This window comes from Aquimarina mycalae (assembly GCF_029906345.1).
GTDB lineage: Bacteria > Bacteroidota > Bacteroidia > Flavobacteriales > Flavobacteriaceae > Aquimarina.
On record NZ_JARYGY010000003.1, the window covers coordinates 221,280 to 233,382 of the forward strand.

At 31.5% G+C, this 12,103-nt stretch carries 7 protein-coding genes; all 7 read right to left on the reverse strand.

From position 1 onward, the window contains the following. Positions 1 to 101: 101 nt before the first annotated feature. Positions 102 to 3,086: a M16 family metallopeptidase gene (locus QBK95_RS08770; protein WP_280932698.1), complete on the reverse strand. Its 2,985-nt coding sequence runs from the start codon at positions 3,084 to 3,086 to the stop codon at positions 102 to 104. A gap of 188 nt (positions 3,087 to 3,274) precedes the next feature. Next, positions 3,275 to 4,087, reverse strand: a complete 813-nt coding sequence (locus tag QBK95_RS08775; RefSeq protein ID WP_280932700.1) for a glycine zipper family protein — start codon at positions 4,085 to 4,087, stop codon at positions 3,275 to 3,277. A 93-nt stretch (positions 4,088 to 4,180) separates the two neighbouring features. Further along, entirely contained in the window at positions 4,181 to 4,378 is a 198-nt protein-coding gene (locus tag QBK95_RS08780) for a hypothetical protein (RefSeq protein WP_280932701.1), read from the reverse strand. A gap of 336 nt (positions 4,379 to 4,714) precedes the next feature. Further along, entirely contained in the window at positions 4,715 to 4,915 is a 201-nt protein-coding gene (locus tag QBK95_RS08785; protein WP_280932704.1) for a hypothetical protein, read from the reverse strand. A gap of 311 nt (positions 4,916 to 5,226) precedes the next feature. Continuing rightward, positions 5,227 to 5,871, reverse strand: coding sequence for a hypothetical protein (locus tag QBK95_RS08790; protein WP_280932705.1), 645 nt, complete (start codon positions 5,869 to 5,871; stop codon positions 5,227 to 5,229). A 384-nt stretch (positions 5,872 to 6,255) separates the two neighbouring features. Next, on the reverse strand, positions 6,256 to 6,747 hold the full coding sequence (locus QBK95_RS08795; protein ID WP_280932707.1) for a hypothetical protein: 492 nt from the start codon (positions 6,745 to 6,747) through the stop codon (positions 6,256 to 6,258). Between the two features lie 9 nt (positions 6,748 to 6,756). Next, positions 6,757 to 12,027, reverse strand: coding sequence for an RHS repeat domain-containing protein (locus tag QBK95_RS08800; protein WP_280932709.1), 5,271 nt, complete (start codon positions 12,025 to 12,027; stop codon positions 6,757 to 6,759). Positions 12,028 to 12,103: the final 76 nt, after the last annotated feature.

Here is a 12,103-nt window from a genome sequence, read left to right on the forward strand (position 1 = left end):
TGTGATTTCAAATATAAGAATTACTAACAGGTCACCAACAATAAACCCTGTGATTTCTCACAGGGTTTATTCATAAAAATCTCCTTACGATTTTTGACTGATTATAATTTAATGTCTTTTTTATCTTTTTCGTAGTTAAAAAGGTAATCAATATCCATTTCTTTAACATCACCTAATTTACCTAATGCTTTCATATCCACATCTTTCTTATTACCAATCACAAGTACATTATAGTTTTCTCCTTTGATATTTTTATCAAAGAATCCTTTAAGATCTGCAAGTGTCATATTTTTAATCGTATTATACATTTCTTCACGATTATCATTATCAATACCTCTTTTCTTTAAACTTTCATATGTCCAAAAGATATTAGATTTAGTAATTCGTTGTGCAGCAATCTTTTTTAATGTAGCTTCTTTTGCCTGATTAAACTGTTCTTCAGCTTCTGGCATATTAGTCATCAACTCCATCATTGCATCAACCGCTTGAGGCATTTTATTTGCTTGCGTACCTATATATGCATATACCAAATCAGATTTTCCTTTTTCAGAAGCATTTCCATATGCAGAGAATGCAGAATACGCCAGTGATTTAGATTCTCTAATTTCCTGAAACACGATAGATGATAATCCACTTCCAAAATAAGTATTAAACAATCTAGAAGCTGCCATTTTCTTAGGGTCAAATTCTGCTCCTTTTGCTAATAGCAACATTTCACTCTGCACCATATCATAATCAACAAAATATACGTTCCCTCCTGTTTCTTTCTCTAAATAGATCGTTTTTTCTGGATAATCAGACAGATCAGCATTCACTGTATGATTTTTATCCAAAGCAGCAACAGCGGCATCAATATCTTTTCCGTAATAAAAGATTCTTTGTTTATAATTACGTAATTCTTTTACTTTATCTACAAGTTCTTGTGGTTTAAAACTTTGTAATTCTGATGCTGTATAAATATTACGTAATCTAGAATTTTCACCATAAAGACCATAATTCATCAATCCAGTAAATAAAATATTTCCTTTCTGGGTTTTACCATCCTGACGCCCTTTTAGGATCTTATCTACATACTTATTATAGGTATCTTGATTCGGAACAGCATTATTCCATAAATGCTCTAGCAATGCTAATCCAGCATCTAAATTTTCTTTTAATCCAGATAAACCTACATATGTTTTATCATCTGCAGCAAAAACATAATAGCTAATTCCTATTTTATAAAATTCTTGTTTTAATTGTTCTGGAGTGTATTTATCAGTACCCAAATAATCTAAATAACCAGCTGCTAAAGATACCTTACGATCATTATCTTTCCCCATATCAAAAATAATATTTAGGTCAAAAAGATCATTGTTAGGATTATCAATATAAGAAACACTCAATCCATTATTTGTTTTACTTTCTTTGATCGCAGATTTATAATCCACAAATTGAGGAGTTAATGCTGGAGTACTAACTTTGTTAAACTCCTGAATAAAAGTAGATTCTTTATCTCTATTTAACTCAATCGGAGTAATTCCAGGGTTTTCTACTTTTACTATATTATTATCTTCACCTTTTCTTTTGTAAGTAACTACATAATTATCCTTATAAAAAGTGTTAGCAAAGTCTACAAGTTCTTGCTTAGTTATTTTCTTCAATTCACTTAAAAAAGCAACCTTATCTTTCCAATCCTGATGATGTATAAACGCATTGTAATATGCTGAAGCTAATGCAGTACTATTCTCATAACTTCTAGTTCTGTTTAATTTCAAATCATTGATTACAGCTGGAATCATCCATTCTTCGAACTCTCCTTTTTTAAGTTTCTCGATTTGAGCTAGTAATAAATCTTTTACTTCATCCAGTGTTTGATCCGTTTTTGGTGTTCCATTAAACGAATGATAACCGTAGTCATTTAATAATGTTGGAGAACATCCAGCACGTTGTACTAATTGTTTTTGATTTAGATTTAAATCAATAAGTCCAGCATTACCGTTTGATAATATCATATCTGCAAGTGTTAGCAACTTTTCATCTCTTGTTCCTAATCCTTCAGAACGGAAAGCCACTGTAACAGATTCTGCTGTTGGTCCAAAAACTTCTTTAACTATAGGACTCGTAATAGGTTCTTCTTTTGGTAGAACAGGATGTGTCACATCTTTTCTTTCCATTTTTCCAAATGCAGCATCTACTTTTTTAATCGTGCTGTCAAAATCAAGGTCACCCACTAACACCATTGCCATATTATTAGGCACATAATATTTATCAAAATAATTATGAATCGCTACCATAGATGGATTCTTAAGGTGTTCTGATGTTCCTATTGTTTTTTGTTGCCCATATGGGTGGTTTGGAAACAACCCATCTAACATAGCATAATAAGACTTTCTGAAATCATTATCCTGAGTTCTGTTAAACTCTTCATATACAGCCTCTAACTCTGTATGGAATAGACGTAATACTAACTGACTAAAACGCTCACTTTCTACCTTTAACCACTTATCCAATTCGTTAGCTGGTATTTTGTTTTTATACACAGTTTCTTCGAACCAAGTATGTGCATTCGTACCTTCTGCTCCTAATGAGTTAACCATTTTATCATATTCATTAGGAATTGATATTTTAGAAGCTTCTAAAGATACTTCATCTATCTTTTTATAAATTTCTTTCTTTTTTTCTGGATCTTGTTCTAATTTATGTTGTTCATATAGATCAGAGATTTGTTTTAGATATACGCTCTCTTTCTCAAAATCCTGAGTTCCGATCTCGTCAGTACCCTTAAATACCATATGCTCTAAGTAATGAGCTAATCCTGTAGCTTCTTTAGGATCATAATTAGAACCTGCTCGCACGGCAATATAGGTTTGGATTTTAGGTTCTTCGATATTCTTACTTAAGTATACTTTCAGCCCGTTTTCTAAGGTATACAATCGTAAACCTGTAGGGTCATTAGTAATAGTTTCATAAGAGAATCCTGCAGCATCTGTATGATTCTCTACTTTTAATTCATCTTTATCTTTTGTTTCTTGATTTGATGAATTCTTACAATTGCTAAGTACTAATACCATTGCAAATAGTAAGAGTGATTTTAATGATTTCATTGAAATAGTTTAAGTTAATGATCTTTGATGTTCTATTAAACGTAAAATGTTAAGGAGTGTTACGTTTTTTAAGAGTAATTTAACAGGAAAACATAAAGAATCTAGAAGTTCTCCTTTATTCTAAGTTTTTTTAACTAAAAAAAGGAAGTCCGTTATAGACTTCCTTTTACTCATTTTAATTAATAGAATTAATCACAAGAAGCAGCTGCACCAGTTAAAGCACCACCTATTATCCCAACAGCGCCTACTGCTCCACAACCTATAACAGCTCCTACGCCAGCACCAACAGGAGCAGCGATACCTGCACTTGGGGCTGCGGCTATTGCAGCGCCAACTCCAGCACCAACTCCAGCACCAACTCCACATCCAGCGATTCCACCTGCAATTGCTCCTCCAATTGTACCAGCAACACATGCTCCCCAACAAGACCACCATCCCTCGCAATCTTTCTTGCTAAAAGAACTAAACTTAACTAATTTGGAATCTTTTATTGTTTCAGTCCAGTCCGTAAATTCAACTAAAAAACCAATAGTATCAACCAATAATTGTTGTTCTTCAATGGACATTTTAGATCGTGTTACATCATTTTTCAATTCCATTAAACTCTTTACATACTCATCTTTAGTATCATAATTATTGGCCGTTTGAAGTTTATTCAATATCGAAATATATTTCTTTGAAAATACTGGACGATTATTTTCATCTTGTTTAATTTCTACAATTCTTAAACCATTTTTTTTAGATTCTTGAATAAATAGCTTACTTAAATCTTCATCACTAAGCTTTGGGTTAGCGATAGATTCTTTAAGTATAATATCGAAAGAATTTATTAGTGCAGCAATATTTCTTGAATTATCAACAAGCTCTTTCTGCTTTTCAATATTTTTTAAAGCATCAACCGACTGCTCCTCTACACTATCAGTTGAACAACTAATAGCAAATAGAGATAAACAAAATATTAAGATGAATTTTTGAAGTATATTAAAATTTAAAGTTTTCATTTTTTTTATGATTTGTATTTATAAAATTACTTGTGATTATTTATAGACATTCACAATTACAGTCTTATTGTTTTATAATTTGGTACTTAGAGATTATAAAACACACATTTCGTGATTTTCAGAAATATTAGCACAATTACAACTTGTAGTGTATACCAACATCCCAATTATATTTTTGCATAGATCATCGGCTGGTTCGATCTCATCTGTAGTAGATAGCCTTCCACCAAATACAATTTTTTGTTCTTTTTTATCTAAGACTTTTCCTAGTCTCGCAATACTCTCTAACATGATTTATGTTTTAAAATTTAAATTTTCTATGATCAATTAAAGACACTCACAGTATATGTCTATTCTTCGCGAAAGAATATTTATAATTAGAAAAAAGAAAATGATTCGATTTTACTAATTATACTGCCCTGTTACCATAAATAAGATTCTGTTACCCAAGAAAATTATCTTTTATTGTTAAAAAAAATATTAAACTAATTATCAAAGCAAAAAGCTCTTACGTTTTTGTAAGAGCTTTTTGGTTGTTTAAATACGATACGAGGTCAGAAACTTCTTAAATATTTTATTTCTTACCCGGAATTAGGTACTAGTTATAAACTAGCATCAGCGTGGGTACTACTCCTCACAACAAAATGAGTGAATTTGAGGATTACAAGGTGTTAAACCTATAACTAGTCCACTATCAGCATCAACAACTGTTACATTATAAAAACAAATATGCTCATCTTCTGAAGGTGCATGTCGCAAACCTCCAAGAATTGACTTCTGTTCATTTTTGTTTAATGTTTTACCTAAGTTTGAAACGTTTTTTAACATGATTAAAATTTAAATTACGATGAATACTATGATCACTATAATGACACTCATAGCTTATGTCTATTCTTCGCGAAAGAATATTTTATAATCAGATAAAAGAAAATGATTCGATTTTACTAATTATACTGCCCTGTTACCATAACTAGGATTCTGTTACCCAAGAAAATTCCATTTTATTGTTAAAAAAGTATTAAACTAACAATCAAAACTAAAAAGCTCTTACATTTCTGTAAGAGCTTTTTGATTATTTTTTTTATCTGCTTCGAAGTTGCAAACTTCAAAGAGCAAGTCTTTTAGCTTTATATTTTAACCTAACTACAATATAAATCATCACATAGGTCCCACGCATATGTCACACCAATATAGCATAATGTATAACAAGCAGGTCCACCTATACCTAAACTACATCCTGCATGACATATCAGCGTTCCAGCATAAGCCGCTCCCATACATAGATAATATCTCCAATTACAACCATCAGATCCTCCTCCTGACAATATTGTATTTGTCCCAAGTACTTTTGCAAAGGAAGACTCTAGATTACTTTGCTTAATATTTCCATATCTTTCTTTTATCATATTCCATCTTTTGGAAAAAGCTTTAGTATATGCCGTTGTTCTTACCGATACAGAATACCTAAATAGCTTATCTATTTCCTTGGATTGTTCATCAAGCTCTAATCCTTCTTGTTGTAATTGAATCAGTTTTTTTTCCAATTCATTAACATTTAAAGAATTTTTATTCATTACATCTTCCAGAAAAGAGGCATAATTTTGCATTTCGATAGTTAAAGCAATAAAGTCTTTATCATCACTAAGAGAAATTTCTGTTTCCCTAGCGTCTTTTTCTAATGCTTGTGTTTCGATACTATCGTCCTTAGAACAGCTAATAGCAAATATTGATAGGCAGAATACTAAGATTGATTTTTGAAGTATGTTGAGATTTAATTTTTTCATGTTTTCATGTTTTAAAAATACTACGATAATTTAATGACACTCATAGCTTATGTCTATTCTTCGCGAAAGAATATTTATGATTAGAAAAAAGAAAATAATTCGATTTTACTAATTATACTGCCCTGTTACCATAATTAGAATTCTGTTACCCAAGAAAATTATCTTTTAGTGTTAAAAAAGTATTAAAGTGATAATTGAAATAAAAAGCTCTTACATTTCTGTAAGAGCTTTTTATTATTGTTTGTTTTTCTAACAATATGCTTCGAAGTTGCAAACTTCGAAGAGCGAGGTAAAATATGTAAACTTTTTTTAGGACGAGACACTCATACCGGTACTAGTTACAAACTAGCACCAGCGTGGGGTTACAAACTTCGAAGAGTTAACTTAGATTGGATTATTAACAAAATTCGCAATCTCTTTTTTATATTTTAGAAATTTTATTCTAAATGTATTAAAATCATCATTACTAATTTTATTTAACTCTGAATATTTTAACAAATCATTACTCGTCGTTAACAATTCATTTATAAATTCTATTAAATTAATTGTAATGACTTCATTATTGTAATAATTCTTTTTAGTAAATACATTTTCATATATATCTAATCTACCTAAATAAACATAATAAAGAAAACCTTGTTTTTTTTCAAATTTAAAGGCGAAATCACCTTCAACAAAATTTAATACACATTCGCTTTTTTGTGTTTTTAACATTTCTAACAGGCTATAATTCCATATATTTAAAACTGAATAAATAAAATCATACCAATTATTTTCTGGAAACTTTTCACCTTTAATTTCAATCCAAATTGGAGCATACTTTTGTTCCATACTTTTTAATTTGAATATGTTCGTTTCTATTTTTAAATATTCCATAAATAGAATTTAATTTTTAATAATAGGATATGCAGTCTCAATTATTTTTGATTGTCTATTCACTATAAATTCAACAGTCCAACTTTTGTATTGTCCTATCATTTTTGTCTTAGTTATTTCATGAACCATTTGACTGTGTTTTGTAATATTAGAATATGCATTTTTAACTACATCTTTAATTTGACTTTCATCTAGCCCTGCAAATATCGTTTTTTTATTACTTTGATTTGCTATTTTCCCCCAATCAGAATGAGAATCAAAAATATGTTTCCAGTCAAATTTGGCTTTTTTCAATGAAGGAACACCCATAGGTAACTTCTTTGAAAAATTTAGTAAGTTTTTACCTTTTGAAAACTTATTTAGATGCAGTAAATTCCAAGGATTATCAAGGTTTACAAAATCAAAACCTGTAAATGTGGTGGACATTTCACTTGCCAAACCTCTAAATATATCTACAACAAATTTACTATATGCTTTTTGCGTATCGTATGTATTTATTCCAGTTTTCTTTATTCCAAGTTCTGAAATATTGTCATTTATAGTTCCAATATTTGCGTTATCTCCACCAACATTAATTAAACCAAAACTTGATAAATCTTGACTCCCTTCATACCACTCTACTTTACCTGTTTTTAAATTCAAATAATAATCTTCTGTATGCCCTCCATTCGGATCAGTAAGTCTTATTGGATTATTACCCATACCGAGGTATGGACTTGCAAACTCCTGCATTGGATCCGTAGTTAGCCAACGTCCAATACGACTATCCCAAAGACGTAACTCAAACGCTTCTTTTCCTGTTTCTGGATCTTTCTCTGCAAATTCTCCTTGATACCCATATCGATAATCGCCTTCTATATTTTTATTAGGCATTGGCATCCCAAAAGGATAGTAATCTGTCTTGCTAGCTAAAGACAACGCATTGTCACCATCTTTCATCACCACAGCTCTTACATTCCCTAAATGATCTGCTAGTTGGTATACATAGTTACCACCAGAACGGGATCCGTTATCTCTCTTAAAGACACCTATCCTACCGGCACCATATACTGGATGTTCTTCTAGTTTCATCTGTGAACGTCCTGGTCTATAATAAATCGCCATTGGATTACCAGCTACATCTCTTACATAGATCGTTTGTAGTAATTCACTGCCTATAAATGATTCCTTACGTACACGTTGTCCTCGATCATTATAGTAAAACGCAACTTTTTCTTTATTGGCTACTTGTAAGTGTACATTATCTATCTCGGCACTCTGATATAATTTATTAAAGGCATTTACTATCCCGAAACCATTAGGGATTTCTCCATCATTTGTAATATCTATGGTTACATACACCTTCACTCCTGTAGCCAGAAAATCAAAATTAATATGATCTACAATTCGATCGCAATAACCATGGGTATGATCCTGTGGGTTTATTACTATAGTTTCAATAATAGATCCATCTTCTTGTTGTAGTGTAATTGTAGCGCCTGCATTCATATCAATAACTTGATCTGATATGATTCCATCATTAAAGACAGATCCCAATAATTGCTTTTGGAATAATAATACATCAAACTCTAATTTATGATGCGCATTTGCTACCGTTTTAAAGTCTGTTTTAATCGTATAGGTATTATTGGGCTGTACTTTGTTGTAAAAATTAAATTGTAGTCTACCTTGATATGGGTCGCTGTTATCAAAATCTACGCAATATGGCGGTATATTGACTTCTTCATGAGAAATTGGTTCTCCATTTATAATTTGTGGTAGTAACCCTGTAAAAACATCTTCCTGATCAGATTGGTTAGCAATGGAAACATGTCTCAATCCTTCAGATACCATCCAATTACTATGTCTACCAGCTGTATTAAAATCTTCAAAAGAAAGCGTATGATAATTATTGGTACTTGTAGTACTTAACTCACTAATTTTAGTTACCAATCCTGCAGCATTGTAGGCATATAATACTTTATCTTGTTTATTAATCACCAATTGCCCTATGCTATTATAGATATAATTATCTGGTGATTGATTTTTCAAATCGTTATATCGGTTTATATTGGTATTGTCATTTGTATCTTCTACCTGGTTTAATTGGTTATTAATGCTACCGTAATGATATGTAAATTCATCCATCGCATTTGTACCATTGGCATCGGTAAAACCATTACGTTTTAATGTTTTTATATTACCATTAGCATCATAGGTAATGTTACTTACCTGATAATCTTCAGCATTGCCCGCATTCTCGTTTCTATAGTTTGCATTAGTTAGCCAATTGTTTTTATTATAACTATATGAATAGGTACTTGGTTGTCCTGTTTGATTTTGCCACTGTATCGCTTGTATATTGCCATTAAACTGGTTTGGACTAGATGCATTTACTTGGGCAATAGGTGTTGGTGTATTTGTTCTTGTATAATCGTTTCTATAATACTGTAGTGTCATACCAAAAACATCTGCAATAAAACCATTGGCACCATCCTGTCCAGGATCATTTTTAGTTTGTAATGAAGGGTGATTTATAGCTTTAAGTTGTCCGTTAAGATTATATACGTAATCTACACCTTGTAAATTTTCAGCTAATTCTTTTCTAATTAACTGTCCTGTCTCATTATAAAAATACTTTGCCTGCTCTTCAAAATTCTCATTATTAATCGATGTAGCAACTCGTATCAATTGTCCACCTACATTATACTCATAGTTGTGAATAAATCGTTCATCTTTGCTATGTCTTTGATAATCCACTTGTATTACTTGACCTGTAATAGCATCATAGGTATAATCTATTGTTTTCAAACAATCTAAACCTGGTATATGTTGTATAATCCATGTTACTCTTCCGTATACATCATAACTGTACCAAGTTGTCGTTGTTTCTGGAGATTTTGTTTGGGTTTTTGATACATTTCCTGATAAAAAGGTTTGCTTGTATTCTTTTTCGGATAAACCACATTTATTTAAATAATCAGCTAAAGATTTGTCTGGCATATCATACAACGTAAAATGCTGTTCGAAACAGTTTCTATCATCTAATCCATCTTGCACATCCACCAATGTCTGTATATCTATCCCAATAGGTACTGGAGGTAATGCAGGAGTTTCTGTAATAAAGACTGCATTAATCGCATTATTATTATAGTTAAAAGAAGCATCTACTGATAGAGGTCCAGAAGAATTGCCTGTACTGGTATAAAAAACAGTTCCATTTTTTTTATATGTCACTGTTCCATCTTCTCTTTCTACCATAAAAGAATCCAATGGGGTAAAGGTTCCAAAACTTATAATCTGGTTGTTTCCATCACTTACAAAATCTCCATTTTCATAAATCTGAATTGCACTTACACCTCCTACGTTTTTTAAATTAATTCCATGTTTAATCGTTTGATAACCTAGGTCTAAAGCTGCGTCTATTGGTGATAATCCTATTACTACATCATAATCCCCTAATTGAACTTGCCCTATTTGGGGTTTGAATGATAGATTTCCGTTTTCATCAATTGTTTCTACCGAATGAAATCCTGCATTCCATCCATCTGGAGCCAACACTTTTTTGTAGGTTGCAGATAAACTTTGTTGACCGCTTATCACCTGAATATATTCTGAAAAAGCTAAGGTAATTGTAGATATTGTTGGAGGATCTGGAGTGACAGGATCTACAGGAGTTTCTGGTGCTAAATAAAACTCAATATCATCAGACTTATATACCCCACTTTCGATAGGTCTTCCTAATCTATCATAATTAGTATATGAAAATTCATCATTCGAATCTTGCTTTATGTTCTGAGAAAAACGTATTTGACCATCTTTTCTATAAATAAACTTAGCTTCACCTTCATCTGGACTTTTAGTCTCCAATAACTGTCCTAATGAATTGTATGAGAATTCACTTTTAAGATTAGAACTTTTAGGCTGTGTAGATTTTGTTAATCGTCCCGTTTTATCATAATAATTCAATGCATAATCATAATAGTTTTGGCAATGACTTACCCCATATTCTCTATTTTCTAGATCAAATAAACTAGGATTATCATCTAAACTATAGGATACATGATAAGTTCCACTCCAAGGTGCAGGAAACGTATGTGTAATACCATATCTTAATTCTGCTCTATAAAATCCGTTAGTAGCTGTATATACTCCTGGATTGACTTGCATGATTACCTCTTCAGTAATTAGATCATATACTCTATAATAAAGACCTTCTGGTAGATTATCATATGAGATTTCAATACGTTCAAAACTATCTGCAAATTCTTCTTTTTTGTCTTTTATACTCTTTTTAGAATTTACATTTTTTGATTCATACTCTTGAATTCGAGCACCAATGCAATCATTAATATCATCATCCAAGTTTATGGTTCCATCTGCATTAGAAAAACAATCAGAGCTACCACCTGATCCTCCTCCAGAGGTTGTTGTAGTTGTTGTGTTCGTACTAATGCTCGTGTCCAATAATGCTATATTTTGACATCCTTGTGGTACATGAAAATCTACCCAACCTTGGTCTTTTATTATAATTCTATTGTTAGTTGTATAGTTATTGATTCCTTCTTCGTTCCCACTTCTTGCTGAAGCCAATACATTGCCATCATTATCTGTAAAAACAACATTTTCAATTCCATGTGCATCTCTACTAACGGTTTTTGTGGTAATTATATCCTCGTAATTAGGATTATTAAATGCTCTCGATTTAGAGAGTTCTTGCCCTGCTGGCATGCTAAATACATAAGTTTGGAGCCAATCACCTTCGATTTTATTTGCTCCTACAACTTTTTTTACAGCGCCAGGATTGAGTTTGCTATGGATAGTTCTGCTAAAGGGATAGCTTGTATTATCCTGATATTCATTTGTAGTATTGTTAGTATAATATGCTCCTAATTTACTAGAGGTACTTACTATTTTAGGGTTTTCTATAAAACTACCTTGGTCAAAATCTAACACATCATAATTTCCAGAATTTTCTTTCAAAAAATTGGAATCATACGTGAATAATCCTGTACTGTTTAGTGGTGCTGTTAGTGTACTAAAAGATGTCCTACCATGAAAATCATAGAGCACTTCATTGCCCCAGACTTTTCCAGAGATAACATCCCATGTTTGGTTTTGAGTTGCTTTTCCTAGGTTATTAAAAAAACCAACGCTTTTATGTAAAGTCTGTCCAGAAATATCATAACTAATACTACTTATCCAATTGGAGTTATCCGTTGGACTAGGAGGTGCCTCTTGTGCAAACAACATATTTACACAAAAAAGGCAGCTATATATAAAAAAGAATTTAAGTTTCATGGAATCATTTTTTTATTGTTTTTATTATAAAATGTTGCAAGCATTCGCTTCTAGATTACTGATATCTATTTTCACA